This window comes from Microvirga calopogonii (assembly GCF_003347665.1).
In the GTDB taxonomy this organism is placed as follows: Bacteria; Pseudomonadota; Alphaproteobacteria; order Rhizobiales; family Beijerinckiaceae; genus Microvirga; species Microvirga calopogonii.
Genome location: NZ_QDGA01000013.1, coordinates 27,369 through 42,600 on the forward strand (window position 1 = coordinate 27,369; position 15,232 = coordinate 42,600).

Here is a 15,232-nt window from a genome sequence, read left to right on the forward strand (position 1 = left end):
GGTGATGCCTCCACCCTGAAACCAAGCCCGAGGGTGGTCATCTCCACCCTGGGCGTCACCCAGATCCTCGCCTGGGGATCGTCTTACTACCTACCCGCGGTGCTCGCGAAGCCGATTGCGGCCGACACCGGCTGGTCGCTATCCTGGGTCGTGGGCGGGCTGTCCGCCGGCCTGCTCGCGGCGGGCTTGGTCGCGCCGTGGGTCGGGCGCACCATCGACGCCAAGGGCGGCCGACCGGTCCTCATCGGCAGCTCGGTCCTTCTCGGATCGGGGCTGGCGCTGCTGGCGCTGGCCCATAGCCTTCCGGTCTATTTCCTCGCCTGGCTTCTGATGGGCATCGGCATGGGCTCGGGGCTCTACGACGCGGCCTTCGCCACCCTCGGACGTCTCTACGGCAAACAGGCGCGCGGCGCGATCACCACGTTGACCCTGTGGGGCGGCTTCGCCAGCACCCTGTGCTGGCCCCTGAGCGCCTGGCTCGTCGAGCACTTTGGCTGGCGCGGCGCCTGCACGGCCTACGCTGGGCTTCAGGTCTTCGTTTCGCTGCCACTGCACGCCTTCGCCCTGCCCGGCCTCCCCGCCGCCAAGCCGGATGGCAAGCCGTCCAGAAGTGCTTCCGAAGCTGGGCCTGCAGCTGTCCTAACTGGCACTCGTCGGACGCGGGCCTTCCTGCTGCTCGCCGCGGTTCTGACGCTCGGGTCGGTGACCGCTTCCATGATTGGAGTCCACCTGCTGACCTTCCTGCAGGCACACGGCCTGGAGCTCGCGGCGGCCGTTGCCCTTGGGGCGCTGGTCGGGCCGTCCCAGGTCGGGGCGAGGATCGTGGAGATGGCATTCGGCCGTCACTATCACCCGATCTGGACCATGGTGGCGTCCGTTGCCTTGGTCGCGACTGGGGTGATCCTTCTCGCCGCCGGCTTCCCGATCTTGGCCCTGGCGCTGGCGCTTTACGGCGCTGGCAACGGGATCGGCTCCATCGCCAAAGGCACGCTCCCGCTCGCCTTGTTCGGACCCTTCGGGTACGCCTCGCTGATGGGCAGGCTGGCCATGCCGAGCCTCCTTGCGCAAGCGCTGTCGCCATCCATCGGCGCGGTTCTGATCGAGTGGCGTGGCGCCGACGCAGCGCTCCTCTTCCTGGCCGGGCTAGCCTGCTTGAACCTCGGCCTCGTGGCCCTGCTGTGGGCGACCGCCCGCAGAGGCTAAGGGCTAGGCTGGCATCTCGGCCATCGCGGCGCGCAGGCGCTGGTCATAGGCACTGGCCAAGTCGCGCAAGGCAGCGACCGTGTCACCGACGTAGGACGAGCCATGCATCAGCGCCAGGGTCCGCGGAGCGAGGTCCGCCAATCGGCGCACCGTCGGCGCGATGCTCGGGCCGAGGCTCGTGTCGTAGAAGATGTCTTCGGCCGCAAGAGCCGGCCCCACGATGTCGCTCTCCGTGAGCGCAGGGCCGTTGCCCAGATGCGTGAAGAGATCGCCGCAGAACAGCGTCCGGCTGTTCTCCTCGTAGATCACCCCGGCATCCCAGCCATGCGGCACATGGGGCGTGTCGATGTAGCGGATGCGCTTGCCGCCGATGTCGATCACTTCGCCATTGGCTAGCACGCGCGGCGGGCGGTCCGCCATGTCGTTCAGTGACACCAGGCATCCTGTCGCTCCATGCGCGATCTGGGCGTTCGGGGCTGCGGCCAGCCATTCGTTCATGGCGCCGCACTCGTCGGCCTCATAGTGGCCGAACGTGATCCAGCGCAGATCCTCGACCGGCATGATCCGGGACACCGCTTGCGACACCATAGGGAACATCCGCCTGAAGCCGGCATGGAACAGCATCGGCTCCTCACCAAGGATGAGGAACTGATTGAAGGTGAACCCAGCCGGCGGCACGATGTCGGGCACATAGGTCGACAGGCGATGGATGCGGTCGCCAATTTCATCGATGCGGGTTTCCATCGGACTGCTCTCCCTGGCTGCCCCGACGCCCGCGCTGATTAGAGCCTGTTTTCCGTTCGGAAATGCGGCGGGTCGATCTGCCAGCGGAGTGTCCTTGAGCGGACCACAGAGCGTTCGGGTAGCGGGGGCTCAGCAGGTTTGGCATCCAAGTCTCGGCCTTGGTCGTGAAGATGCTGTTCCAGCGCTCCCGCCGCGCGTCCGATATTGGGCTCCTCCATCGGACACGACGACAGCGCAATGGTGACATAAATCCGGAGCAAGGTCTCCCTGCCGATCAGGAGGATCCCGCCATGTTGCCGGCTTGCCGCATCGCCTTCGCCCTGTTGGCATTTCTCGCGTTCACCGGATCGGGATCCGCCCAGCAGCCGCAACAGGTCTTCCCCTTGCCTGAAGGCGCCTACCCGCACGATGTAGCGCCCGCCCCGGATGGAAAGGTCTGGTACTCAGCCCAACGCAATGGCGCCCTCGGTATCTTCGATCCGAGCACAGGCCAAAGTCGCGAGATCAAGCTCGGGCCGAGATCGGCACCGCACGGCGTGATCCAAGGTCCTGATGGGGCGGCTTGGCTCACCGATGGCGGACAGAACGCCATCGTGCGGGTCGATCCCCAGACCGAAAAGGTGACGGCCTGGAAGCTTCCCGAGGACACCGGCTACACCAACCTGAACACCGCCGTGTTTGACAAGGACGGCCTTCACTGGTTCACGGGACAGAACGGGTTTTACGGCAGGCTCGATCCGAGAAGCGGCGAACTGAAGGTCTGGAGGGCACCGCGCGGCCGCGGTCCCTATGGCATCACCGCCACGCCGGAGGGCGACGTCTACTATGCCTCGCTCGCCGGCAACCACATTGCGCGCATCGACAAGGCGACGGGCGAGGCGACGGTGATCGAACCACCGACGAAGGGCCAGGGTGCCCGTCGCGTCTGGTCCGACTCGAAGGGGCGCATCTGGGTCTCGGAGTGGAACGCCGGTCAGCTCGGGCTGTACGATCCGAAGGCGAACGCCTGGCGCGAATGGAAGCTGCCGGGTGACAAGCCCCAGGCCTACGCCGTCTATGTCGACGACAGGGACATCGTCTGGGTGTCCGACTGGGACGCCGACGCCATCTTGTCCTTCGATCCGGCCGCCGAACAGTTCGCGAGCTATCCGATGTCAGAGGCCGACGCCAACGTGCGCCAGATCCTCGGGCGGCCTGGCGAGGTCTGGCTACCGGAGTCGGGGGCAGACCGGCTGATGGTGATCCGCACGGCCCGGCAGTCGCAGTGAGTTGGCGTACCGTCCCTGCGGTTGCCCTTTTGCTTCGGATCACCGTCATCGGCGCACACGCTGAGGGTGGTGATCCGGTGCGGGGCGAGAAGGTGTTCCAGTACTGCTACTCGTGTCACTCCGTTCAGCCGGACGAAACGAACCTGCAGGGCCCAAACCTGTACGGGATTGTCGGTCGCAGGATCGCGTCGCAAGAAGGATTCTCGTATTCCCCTGCCCTGCGCGCCTTCGCCCAACAAGAGGAGCGGTGGACCGAGGACCGTTTGGACCGCTACCTGAGGGCTCCGTACAAGCTCGTGCCGAAGACCAGCATGGCTTTCCCAGGTGTAGAGGCGCAGGATGAACGTGCCGACCTGATCGCGTACTTGCGATCAAAGGATGGGGCTCATTGAGGTCTCGGCCGGTGTCAGTCAGGGTTTTCGCGCCGACGCCCACCGAGCGTGAGCAGACAAGACCACATGACCTCAATGTCCGAAACATTATCACATGAAGGGCGGTGTCACCATTTGATCACTCTCCCCCAGATAGGCTTGGGACGAGACCACAGTTCCTTCTTTGTTCACTTGTCGCTGATGCGGCGCCTGCTTCAAGCTGAACGTTGGGGCGGCAACAAAAAGCATCATGCCCCAGCGCGGGGGGCACATGCGTTTCATCCACGCTGCGGATCTCCACCTCGACAGCCCGCTGTCGGGACTGAGGGAGCGCGCAGGCGAGCAGGCGGAAAAGCTCATTGGCGCGACTAGGCGCGCATTCGAGAGGCTGGTCGACTTCGCCGTCGATGAGAGCGTCGATCTGGTCGTCATCGCCGGGGACGTGTTCGACGGCGATTGGCCGGACCATGGAACGGGCCTGTTCTTCGTGAAGATGCTCGCCCGCCTTAACGCCGCCAACATCCCCGTTGCCATGATCCGGGGCAACCACGATGCCGCCAGCGTGATCAGCCGGAGGCTCAGCTGGCCAAGCAATGTCCGTGAGTTCTCAAGCCGCTCGCCTGAGACCTGGACGCTCCCCGAACTCGGTGTCGCCATCCATGGACAGAGCTTTGCCGACCGGGCGATCCCGCAGAACCTGGCGGCGGGTTATCCCGAGCCAGCTCCCGGCCTTTTCAACATTGGCGTCCTCCACACATCTGCAACGGGTCGTCCGGGACACGACACCTACGCGCCCTGCGAACTGGGCGATCTAAAATCCAAAGGCTATGACTACTGGGCCCTCGGCCACGTGCATACGCGTGAGGTGCTGTGCGAGGACCCGTACGTGATCTTTCCAGGGAACCTGCAGGGAAGGCATGTCAATGAGCCCGGGGCCAAGGGCTTTACCCTCGTCACAGTCGAAGGTGGGCGCGTCCGACAAGTTGAGCCAATTCAAGTCGACGTGGTGCGCTGGGCCCGCGTTGTCGTCGATGTGTCGTCCGCGTCGGCCTTGGACGAGACCTGCCCGCTGATCGGGCGAGCATTGAAGGCGGCGGTTGACGAGGCCGATGGCCGAATGCTCGCCATTCGCCTCGTCCTGACGGGCGCCAGCCCGGCCCACCGGGTCCTCGCAGGTGACCCGGAGCGACTTGAGGCCGAGTGTTCCTCCCTCGCTTTGCAGGCGCAGGGCGACGTTTGGATCGAGCGTGTCGAGGTTGAGACGGTTCTCCCTGAGACTGCGCCCACCTCAAGCGAGGGGTTCAACGACCTCGTCCAACTTTTACACGACGTGAGGACAGATCCTGACGAGTGCGCAGTAATCCGGGAGGCTCTCGAACAAGGGCTTGGAAAACTCCCCGCAGGCGCCCGCGCCAAGTCGGGCCTCGACGACCTCGCTCCCGAGCAGCTGGCGCGCATCCTTGCCGACGCGGAAGCCCTGCTCCTGCACCACCTTACGACCGAGCCGGTTCAGCCATGAAACTTGAGACGCTCACCCTTGAACGATATGGGCGCTTTGAGGACCTAACCCTTGATCTGACCGGAAACGACGTTCGCTTGCACATCGTCTTCGGTCCGAACGAGGCCGGCAAGTCAACCCTGCTTTCCTCCGTCGCTGACCTGCTATTCGGCATCCCGATGAGGTCCCCCTACGGGTTCCGGTTCGACTACAGCCAGATGCGCGTCGGGGCGACCATTGCCAACGATGCCGGTGACCGCCTCTCGTTCAAACGCCGTAAAGGCAGGGGCACCTCCGGGACGCTCTTGTCGGAACAAGAGGCAGCCCTCCCCGACCAGGCTCTCGCCCGCTTTCTCGGAATGGCCGACCGGGAGCTGTTCGAGCGGATGTTCGGCCTCGACCATGAGCGGCTGCGGGCGGGCGGCAAGAAGATGCTGGAGAACGGTGGGGATCTGGCGACCAGCCTGTTCGAGGCTGGCAGCGGCCTTACAAGGGTTGGCGATGCCCTCCGCCGAATCGAGGAGGAGATTGCCAGGCTCGGAGCCCTGGATCAGCGCAAGGCAGCCGGCAAGCCGATCTGGCAGCAGATCGAGCGGTTCACGAAGGCGCAGCAGGCCATGCGGTCCGACGCCCTCAAGACAGACGAGTGGCGGCAGGGGGAGGCAGGCCTGGAGGCCGCCCGTGAGCGGCGGCGCAGTCTTGACGAGGCGATGACCCAACTGCGGCGGAAAAGATCGCGGCTGGAGCGCATCCGTCGGGTCAGCCCGATGCTGCTGGCCATCCAGCAGCGGGTAGACCGGCTCATGTCGTTCGGCTCCACGGCGGCCCTCCTGCCTGAAAGCTTCGAGCGGGAGTGGCGCAGTCTTGACGGTGCCGCGCGCGAGGCGGCCGCCGGGGCGAAGCGGGCAGAGGATCTCCTCCGGCAGCTTGAGGCGGAGATCGCTGTGGAACCGAAGCCAAAGGGTCTTCAGGCGCGGGCTGACGAGATTACCGCCCTCAACGAGGCGTTAGGAGATTTCCGCAAGAAGGTCGCGGATGAGCCGAAGCTGATGCGCGACAAGGCGAACGACGACAGCCAAATCGCCGGGCATCTCCAACAGCTTGGACTGGAGCTCGATCCGGCTGCGGTCGAGACGCATATGCCGTCGGTGCCGCTTATCTCCAAGCTGCGCGAATTGGCACGCATGGGCCAAGCCGTACTGAGCCGGTTGGAGGGACTGGAAGCTGACCTCAAGGAGGCGCAAGAGGCATTCGAGGCCGCGCAGCGGAACCTCCGGACTCTTTCCGGATCGACGGTAGACCCTGCTGACGCGACCGAGATTTTGAACGAGGTCCTGCAGCTTGGCGACGTCTCCAGCTTGCTTGCACAGGCGGAAGCGGACACCGCAAACGCGAGGCGAGATCTCGACGAGGCACTCGGGAGGGTTCAACGCTGGACGGGGACGGCCGAGGATCTGGCTGCCCGTCCTGTTCCGCCGCCTGAACTCGTGACGGAGTATGAGCAGGCTTGGCGCAAAGCTGTCGACAGCCATGAAGCCGCGGAGCGCAAGCTGTTCGAGACCGACAACGAGCTGCAGCAGGTCACGGCCGAGATCATGGGCTTGGGTGCCACAGGCGAAGTTCCCTCCCCGGCCGCCGTCAAAGCAGCGCGTGACCATCGTGACAAGGGATGGCGGCTGGTTCGCACGCGTCTTGTCGACGGACATGAGCCGGCGATTGATGAACTGGCGGCTTTCGCCCCAAGTGGGGATCTTGCCGGCTCGTTCGAGACCGCCTTGCGCCATGCCGACGAGTTGGTGGACCGGCGTGAAACCGAGGGGCACCGCGTGGTGCGCCTCGCCGATCTTTCCGCCCTGAAGGAACGGCTTGCCGTCGCGGTGGATGCCGCGCAGGCAGCCAAGGAGCGCACACTTGCTGAACTGAGCACGCTCCGGGACCGCTGGGTCGCGCTCTGGGCGGGCTGCGTCGTCGACCCTGGCATACCCACCGAGATGCTGGCTTGGCTCAGGCAGCGGGATGATGTTGTCCGCTTGCTGACGGCCTACCGACGGACTGTGGAGGCTTTGGATCAGAGCCGCGCCACCGCCGCAAATGGGCGGCGCCATGTGATCCGTGCGGCCGAATTGCTCGGCGTGCCCGCCGGACATGATGAGGACTTTCCTGTGCTCCTCCGCAGGGTGCGACAGGCTCACTCGGCAGCCCTGAAGACATGGACAGAACGCCAGGCCTTGGCGACGTCTCTGCAGGACATGCAGCACCGGGTTGCTCGGCTGGAGAAAGACGTGTCCCGCGCGGCGGCCGAGCGCGCAGGGTGGCTTCAGCAATGGAGGGAAGCGGTCGCCCGCCTGCAACTCCCTGCCGATGCTTCGCCTGCGGAAGCAGAAGCCGCGTTGTCCATTTGGGATGCGATACGCGACCGGTCGACGAATCGGTCCCAAACGCTGCGTCGCCTCGATGGCCTGCGGAAGGATCTGCAGCAATTCCGCAACGAATTGCACTCTCTTCATGCCGCGCTGGGTGCGGTGGCGGCGGATCTTGAGACGACCGACCCAGAGAAGGCTGTTAGGGCTCTGTATGAGCGCCTCCGGGAGGACATACTCCAGACTGAGAAACTCGCGGAAATCACCCGTCGCGTCGAGAGAGCGCGCAACGCCCATGCAGATGCCCTTGAGGCCTCTCGTGTTGCGAACGAGCGAATGGAGCATCTGTTGCGACAGTATGGGCTTGATGCGGATGCCGATCCGCTTGCCGTCGCGGCGGAGGCACAGGACTATCGCAAAGTTGTGAGCGAGTTGGCCGAGAAGCGGAACGAACTCGCCCGCGCTGGTGACGGCCTCGACGAGGATACACTGCGCCAAGAGGCGGGCTCCATCTCCCCTGATGAGAACTCCGCGGAACTCTCGGCACTGGAAAAGGAAGAGGAGCGCCTCGTTGGCGAGAGCCAAGCCGCAGCCCAAGCGGAAACTGAGGCCGAGCGGCTGCTTCGCGATCTCGCGGGACGGAAAGGGGCCGCGGAAGCCGCCCAAGAGGCGCAGAACGCTGCCCTCGGGATTGGCGTCTGCGCCGAGCGTTGGATGCGCCTGGAAGCGGCTCGGCGCATTCTCGACCGAGCTATGGAGCGCTATCGTGCAGCCAACGAGCACCCGCTGATCCGTCGGGCGAGCGAGATCTTTGGGTTGATTGCAGGGACTGGCCCCAATCCATTCGAGCGGCTGGCCGTCCGCTACCGGGATGGTGACGCGCCGACGCTGATCGGCATCCGGGCGGATGGATCCGACTGCGACGTCGAAGGGATGAGCGAAGGCACTCGTGACCAGCTTTATCTGGCCCTTCGCATTGCAACCATCGAACGGCATGTGGCCGAGAACGAGGCGCTTCCCTTCCTCGCCGACGATCTTTTCATCACCAGCGATGACGAGCGTGTTGTCCCGGGGCTTGCCGCCTTGGCGGAACTAGGGCGGTCGACGCAGGTCCTCCTCTTCACCCATCATCGCCACGTGTTGGATGCGGCTTTCAGTACCCTTCCGTCTGGGAGCGTGATGGTGCATCGGCTGCAGTCGCATGGAAGGCCAGTCGAGCTACGTGCCGTGGCGAGCTAGAGAGAATTGTACGTGAAAGTGATGCCATTGCCTGGTCGCAGCCGAGTCTTGTACAGGTCCGGATTGAACCGTTCCGGTGCGCCGTTCCGCAAACGGTCAGGGTCACATCTGCTCCTCCAATATCCCTCTCATTCCGTAGCGGATTAGCTCTTCATCATGTCGGACACCAAGGAGATCGCGCGCCTCGGCAAGGTTTACGAGCAGCTTCGTGAGCGACTGCTGGATATGTCGCTCAGGAACCCGATGCTCAGCTACAAGCACCGGGCCACATCGAAGCGCCAGCTTCAGATCGTCGATGAGGTGCCGGAGAACGTGTTCGGTCTCCTCACCGACGGAGCGGCCCTGGAGATCCTGCCGCTTCCTGAACCGGACGAGACGCCCGCCGACGAGCGTAGCGAGGAGTTCATCTCCGCCCTGGAGCACGCGAAGGTCGCCGACGTCGAGCACCTGACCCAACTCCAAGCCCTGGAAAGTATGGGCCGTGATGACGAGTTCGAACTCGCCAAGGCGGAGCGCGCCCTGCGGGACCGGGTTCGGGCCCAGCTTGGACTGCCGCCCCGCCCCAACCGCAAGACGATCAACCCGGTCGACCATGCGCGCGCGCTCGGGATCAATCCCGCCGTCGAGCTGCAGCCCTCGTCGGACCGGCAGAACCACACCGACAAGAAGCTGCAGACGCTGAAGTGGCCGGACGCGCTCGACGGCATCCTGGAGCGGATCTCCGACGACGCCCGCCTCGCAGAGCAGGAAACAGGCCTCTCAACCCTGTTCCTCGTCCTCGGCTTCCTGGAGTGGACCGAGCGGGAAGACAGCCCCAAGAAGCTGTTTGCCCCTCTCCTGCTTCTCCCGGTCAAATTGGATAAGCGGAAGACGGGACGCGGGAAGGTCATCTACACACTCTCCGCAACCGCGGAAACCGCGGACGCGAACTTGAGCCTCCAGAAGAAGCTCGAACGGGATTTCGGCCGACAGTTGCCCGGCTTCGAGTCCGACGATGAAGCTAACTCCTCGGTGGAGGGCTACTTCGCCCGTGTGACGGACGCCATCAAAGGGCTCAAGGGCTGGAACGTCCGTCGGTGGATGACCTTGGGACATTTCGCGTCCGGCCGGTTTGCCATGTACGCAGATCTGGCCTCGGAGAACTGGTCAAACCACCCGGTGGCGGATGCCCTTGTGGGCTCCATCGTGCGCGGAACGGAGATGACTGGCGATGGTGGCAGCTCCCTGTTGGGGCCGCCCGACGACTACCCCATCGACGATCCCGAGATCGAGAAGCACGCGCCGATCCTGATCCACGACGCGGACGCGTCCCAGCACAGCGCCCTTGTGGACGTCATGAAGGGCAAGCACCTCGTCATCCAGGGGCCGCCCGGCACGGGCAAGTCGCAGACCATCACCAACATCATCGCGAACGCGCTTGCGGCGGGCCAGTCCGTGCTGTTCCTCGCTGAGAAACAGGCCGCGCTTGACGTCGTGAAGCGCCGGCTCGACCGGGCGGGGCTTGGCGAGTTCTGCATGGAGCTCCACTCCGAAAAGGCCACGCCGAAGCGCGTCATCGAGAGCCTCCGGGCAAGGTACAGCCTGGGGATCGGCAAGCGGGCGCGGACGTCGGCGCACCAAGTCGATCCGACATGGGAGGAGAGCCGCCGGGAGATCGCGGCCTATGTTTCAGCCCTGCATGCCCCCGCCGAGGACGACAGGAGCCCATTCGACCTGATCTGGCGCGCTATCCGGGCCCGATCAGAGGTCGGCCCGATGCTCCATCAGTTCAAAGCCGTCGACCTTCCGCAGGAGCTTCTCGACAACCCCGCCAGCTATCAGCAGGTGCTCGGCGCAGTGTCTGTCTACGCCCGCATGGCGAAGGATTTCACGTCCGCCTACGGTCCGCCGTCACAGTCCGCGTGGGGTGCCCTCACCTTCACGGACCTCAACCCCACCATCGCCTATGGACTGATCGACGATTTGGCCGATCTCCGCATCGGGGCGGAACGCGTCGCGGATCTAATCGCCCAAGCTCGCGCCCTGGGCGTGGCCGACCTGCGCGACCTCGAAGAGCTGATCGGATTGGATCGCGACCTGACCCGAACGCTGCCCCAGCCCTCCGTCATCGCGAGGGTTGCGCGTTCGGACGCCGACCAGATTGAGGGATTGATCGATCTGCGTTCCAGCCTCACTGACCTGGAGCGTGAGGCCGGTGGCGCCGAGTGGCCGTTGTCCGCATCGGACGAAATGCTCGCCCTCGTCTCCGGCCTGCTGGAGGTCACGGCCGAAACGGCATATGCCGGGCTGTCGCCGGATGCCATTCATGCGGAAGCCGGACGTCGGATCGACCATGCCAACAGGGTCACCGGTGTGATTGACGCGCTCCGGCCGGCTTTCCAAGCCCTTGGGCTTCGAGAAACCTTCCCCGGAAACGGTGTCCAAGCGCTCCTCCATGCCGTGCATGCGGCGACCAAGCTGACGGACGAGACACGTCCATGGTTCGCCTGGCGTCCGCATGGCGGGGATGATGCCTTCGAACGCGCGCGGGTCCGCTGGGCGGCTCTCGTCAACGCCGAGGCACAGTGGCGGGGGCGCTTCCCCGGCTGCACGGCAGCGTGGCCGGCTCCGGACGGTCTCAGGGCGGCCGCGGCCATTGCACGGAAGGGCGCCCTCGGCCGGATGTTGGGTGCGCTCAGCGGCGAAGCCAAGGTCTTGGCGAGCATCCTCCAGCACCTTGGCCTGCCCGCCGGCGCCAAGATTTCCGCCGAGGACCTCGACGCTCTCGCGCAGCATTCCCAGGCGCTCGCGACCTTCGTGAACGACCGGGCCCATGCGCAGCTGCTGGGTAGCTCCTGGAAGGGCCTGGACACGCCATTCGAGCTCATCTCTGGGGTGATCGCATTTCGCGAGGCAAGCCGGGCGAAAGTCAGGGAGTTTCCCGCCGCATACCAAGTCCTCAATCGTCTGAACGATCTTGACGAGGCGGGGCTCGTTCAGTTGGCAGCCACGTACGAGGATGCCAAAGCGGTTGAGGATCTCGATGCTGATCTCCGGGGGGCACTCGACGAGCGTTCCATCGCAGAGATCCTGACCAACCTGGCCCAGGACCGAGGTATGGCCGAGGCGGTCCTCAAGATGGATCCCGACCGGCGCCTGGCGGGGATTGGCCTTCCCATCACCGAGGTTCACAAGCGCGTCGTCCAGGAACTCGGCCTACATCGGCTCCGCGCCGAAGCGAACGCACACCCGCTCGCAGCGGAGGCCGCGGTTTTCGCCGGATCGGAGGAGATGATCGCGGCGACACGCGCCGCGTTGTCATGGGTTCGCGAGGTGCTCGGCCGCCAGATTCCTGATCCGGTGAGGAACGCCCTACTGTCCGAAGACGCCAAGGAGATGCGTGAGCGGCTGGCATCCCTGTGCAGCCAGGCTGCGCTCGCGGTTACGGGCCTGCGGGATGTAGCCACACGGATTGAGGGAGCCCACGGCGCAAGCGGGTTCGATCTCACTGCGCCGGGCGCGCTGGCGGCGCAGGCTTCCGACCTGATCCCGCGGCGCGATGAACTGACCGAGTATCTCAGCCTGCAGGACCAGCGGAAGACACTGGCTCAACGAGGGCTGTCGCCTCTGATCGATCTCGCCGATGAGGTTGGGATCGCGCCAAGCCTTCTGCCAGGCCTGTTCTCGGGCTTGGTCTCCCAACGCAGGGCCGAGAAGGCAAGGCGTACCGACCCCGTGCTGGCCCGTGCGGCCGGATTGCGGATCGAGGCGCGCCGCAGCGAATTCGTGGAACGGGACAAGCGGAAGATCGAGAGCGACCGCAAGAAGGTCATGGACACGCTTCTGGGGGCCGTTCCTCCCCAAGGCAGCCGCTATGGGTCCCGGAAGACCTGGACCGAAATGGAGCTCCTGAACAACGAGTTTGGCAAGGAAAAGCGGTTCGCCCCGGTGCGCGATCTCATGAGGCGTGCCGGATCCGCGATCCAGACGCTGAAACCCTGCTTCATGATGTCGCCGCTGTCGCTCGCCAAATTCCTGCCGGCGGGCCGCCTCACATTCAATCTCGTGGTGATCGACGAGGCGTCGCAGATGCGGCCTGAGGATGCCTTGGGCGGCATGCTGCGGGCCGAACAGCTGGTTGTCGTCGGCGACCAGAAGCAGCTGCCGCCCACCGACTTCTTCAGCCGCGCGGGTGATGGCGGCTCCCACGCCTCGGATGAAGAGGAGGATTTTGAGGACCTCGACGATGAGTCGATCCTGGAGGCGTGCCAGAAAACCTTCCGGCAGACGCGACTGTTGCGCTGGCATTACCGCAGCCGCTGCGAAAGCCTGATCTCGTTCTCTAACAGGGAATTCTACAGGGGCGAGCTCATCACCTTCCCCATGGCCCGGCCAGGCTCATTCTCGGTCGACCTGATCCGCGTGGATGGCGCCTACGAAGCCCGGCGCAACGCGGCCGAGGCGCAGCGCGTGGCCGAGGAGGCCATTGAGTTCATGCGGCGGTTCGCGGACGAGGAGCCGGAAACCATCCCCTCTCTCGGAATTGTCGCCGTCAACAGCGATCAACGCGACCTGATCTTCGAGGAGATCCGGCGGCTTGAGGCCGACGACGAGTTGGTTGAGCGGTACCGGGAAAAGGTGGCGGGTAAGGGTGAGCCCGTCTTCGTCAAGAACTTGGAAAACGTGCAAGGCGACGAGCGGGACTTCATCTTCATCTCGATGACGTACGGACCAAAGCCCGGCCAAAGCCAGGTCCTGCAGAGGTTTGGGCCGATCAACGGCAAGCAGGGCCACCGCCGCCTGAACGTGCTGTTCTCGCGCGCCCGCATCCGCATTGCACTGTTCACCTCGCTGGGATCCGCCGACATCAAGCCCGGCGAGACGAGCTCTGAGGGCGTGCATGTGCTGAAACGCTACCTGGATTACGCCGAAGGGCGCGGACGCGCGCCCGTGGAAGGCGTCGGCGGCGAGCCGGACAGCGACTTCGAGATCGAGGTCGCGGACCGGCTGCGCGCACGGGGTTACGAGATCGACCTGCAGGTCGGCGTCTCCGGCTTCAGGATCGATCTCGGCGTCCGTCATCCCGATTACCCGGAGCGCTATCTGGCCGGCGTCGAATGCGACGGCGCGCGCTACCATTCGAGCAAGAGCGCACGCGACCGTGACCGCCTGCGCGAAGAGGTCCTGTGCAGCCTTGGATGGGACATCGTGCGGGTGTGGTCCACCGACTGGTTCGACAACCCGGACCTGCAAACCGACAGGTTGGTAAAGCGGCTGGAGGAGTTGCGGGCCAAGCCCATTCCCGCCCATGAGGAATACCGCTTCGCGGGCAGCGAAAGCCCAGAGCCGCTTCATGGATCTGCGGAGGCTCATGAGACGGGACCAGGTATCTCAGACGCCGAAACGGGTTCCGACGCGCCGACACTTTCCTTGGAATCCCCGTCCGAGGGCATGGTGCTGCCAGCGGATCAAGAGGGTGGCCCCGAACCTGCCTCCGGGGGCCTCCCCCATGGGCCTTCGCTGCTGGAGCGGGAGGGACCGTACACCGAAGCCGAGCTGCATCAGGCCCTCCGGGAGTTCCGGGACACCGTCATCGCAGTCGAGATGCCGTCCTGGGAGCGCCATCGCTCGATCCTGCGCGACAGCATGATCGAAACCCTTGTCGCACAACATGTCACGGAGCCTGACGACTGGTTCCGCAAGGTGCCGCAGTTCCAGCGTGCAGGAACGAACCCTGCCGAGAAGGCGCGCTATCTGGAGCGGATCTGCGAGCTGGTTGGCCGCCTGGACGAGCGGCGTCCTGTGGAGCCGGCCGCCAAGCCGCCGACGTTTGAGCTCGCTCCGACCACGGAGCCTCAGATTGTCCGTCAAGGCTCGCTCTTCGAGAGGACGAACGGAACTCCGGCGATGGCGCCTTCCGCGCCCGCGCAACCGGCTACACCACAGTCGCCGGCTTCGAGGGAAAGGGAACAGGGCATCTACGTCGTCACGGACATCCCGGCCTGCGGCGTCGATCCCGACCCGGACCGCTTCTATGACGCAAGCTACTCACCCATCTTGTCCCAGATGATCGCCCATGTGGTCGCCACAGAAGGCCCAATCTACGCCGATCAACTGGTCACACGGATTGCGCGGGCGCATGGCTTCCTGCGCAGCGGTTCGAAAATCGTGGACCGGGTGATGTTTGCCATAGACCGCCGCCTCCCACGCACTCGGGAGGGCGAACGTGAAGTCCTCTGGCCCGCCGGATCCGATCCGAAGCGCATACTGGCCCTCAGACGCAGCGCGGGTGAGGACCGTGATCACAACGACATTCCGTTGATCGAGCTTGCAAGCCTTGCCATGCCGCACCTCAAGAAAGGACGCGAGGTAGACGAGATCGTAGCATCCATGCGCCACCACTTCGGCCTTGCCCGCCTTCATGAGCCAACCCGCGCCCGGTTCGAGGAGGCGATCAAGATCGCGCGCGATTACAGGGAGTGATGTGCGCGGCCGCCTGGCCGGCGTCAGCGAGTGCCCGCATCGGGTGCGGTTGAAAGCGTGGCCCTCCCTCCAACATTGAGGGAGGTC

General features: G+C 64.9%; 7 protein-coding genes. 6 read left to right on the forward strand and 1 reads right to left on the reverse strand.

From position 1 onward, the window contains the following. The first annotated feature begins 15 nt into the window (after positions 1-15). Positions 16-1,203: an MFS transporter gene (locus tag DDF70_RS12870; protein WP_114945335.1), complete on the forward strand. Its 1,188-nt coding sequence runs from the start codon at positions 16-18 to the stop codon at positions 1,201-1,203. Positions 1,204-1,206: 3 nt separating this feature from the next. Here the strand turns inward: DDF70_RS12870 and DDF70_RS12875 are convergent, their stop codons facing one another. Beyond that, complete coding sequence (locus DDF70_RS12875) at positions 1,207-1,947, reverse strand: oxygen-binding di-iron domain-containing protein (protein ID WP_114945272.1); 741 nt, start codon at positions 1,945-1,947, stop codon at positions 1,207-1,209. A 290-nt stretch (positions 1,948-2,237) separates the two neighbouring features. Here DDF70_RS12875 and DDF70_RS12880 point away from each other — a divergent pair, with 290 nt between their 5' ends. The 5 genes from DDF70_RS12880 to DDF70_RS12900 all read left to right on the forward strand — a co-directional run bounded on the left by DDF70_RS12880 (position 2,238) and on the right by DDF70_RS12900 (position 15,145). Further along, a complete protein-coding gene (locus tag DDF70_RS12880; protein WP_114945273.1) occupies positions 2,238-3,215 on the forward strand; it encodes a Vgb family protein in 978 nt (325 codons plus the stop codon). Positions 3,216-3,244: 29 nt separating this feature from the next. Continuing rightward, positions 3,245-3,607, forward strand: coding sequence for a c-type cytochrome (locus DDF70_RS12885; protein WP_162820375.1), 363 nt, complete (start codon positions 3,245-3,247; stop codon positions 3,605-3,607). Between the two features lie 250 nt (positions 3,608-3,857). After that, the gene (locus tag DDF70_RS12890) at positions 3,858-5,105 is read left to right on the forward strand and encodes a metallophosphoesterase family protein (protein WP_114945336.1); all 1,248 of its coding nucleotides are present in this window, start codon (positions 3,858-3,860) and stop codon (positions 5,103-5,105) included. Beyond that, entirely contained in the window at positions 5,102-8,683 is a 3,582-nt protein-coding gene (locus DDF70_RS12895) for a YhaN family protein (RefSeq protein ID WP_114945275.1), read from the forward strand. Before DDF70_RS12890 ends, DDF70_RS12895 begins: the two co-directional genes overlap by 4 nt. Before the next feature lie 156 nt (positions 8,684-8,839). Beyond that, positions 8,840-15,145 carry a DUF3320 domain-containing protein gene (locus DDF70_RS12900; RefSeq protein ID WP_114945276.1) on the forward strand — a complete coding sequence of 2,102 codons (6,306 nt, stop codon included), beginning with the start codon at positions 8,840-8,842 and terminating at the stop codon, positions 15,143-15,145. Positions 15,146-15,232: the final 87 nt, after the last annotated feature.

Excerpts from the sequence above, each read along its gene's own strand:
- DDF70_RS12880 (WP_114945273.1), top strand. The coding sequence starts at position 2,238 with ATGTTGCCGGCTTGCCGCATCGCCTTCGCCCTGTTGGCATTTCTCGCG.
- DDF70_RS12895 (WP_114945275.1), top strand. The coding sequence starts at position 5,102 with ATGAAACTTGAGACGCTCACCCTTGAACGATATGGGCGCTTTGAGGAC.
- DDF70_RS12890 (WP_114945336.1), top strand. The coding sequence starts at position 3,858 with ATGCGTTTCATCCACGCTGCGGATCTCCACCTCGACAGCCCGCTGTCG.
- DDF70_RS12875 (WP_114945272.1), bottom strand. The coding sequence starts at position 1,947 with ATGGAAACCCGCATCGATGAAATTGGCGACCGCATCCATCGCCTGTCG.
- DDF70_RS12900 (WP_114945276.1), top strand. The coding sequence starts at position 8,840 with ATGTCGGACACCAAGGAGATCGCGCGCCTCGGCAAGGTTTACGAGCAG.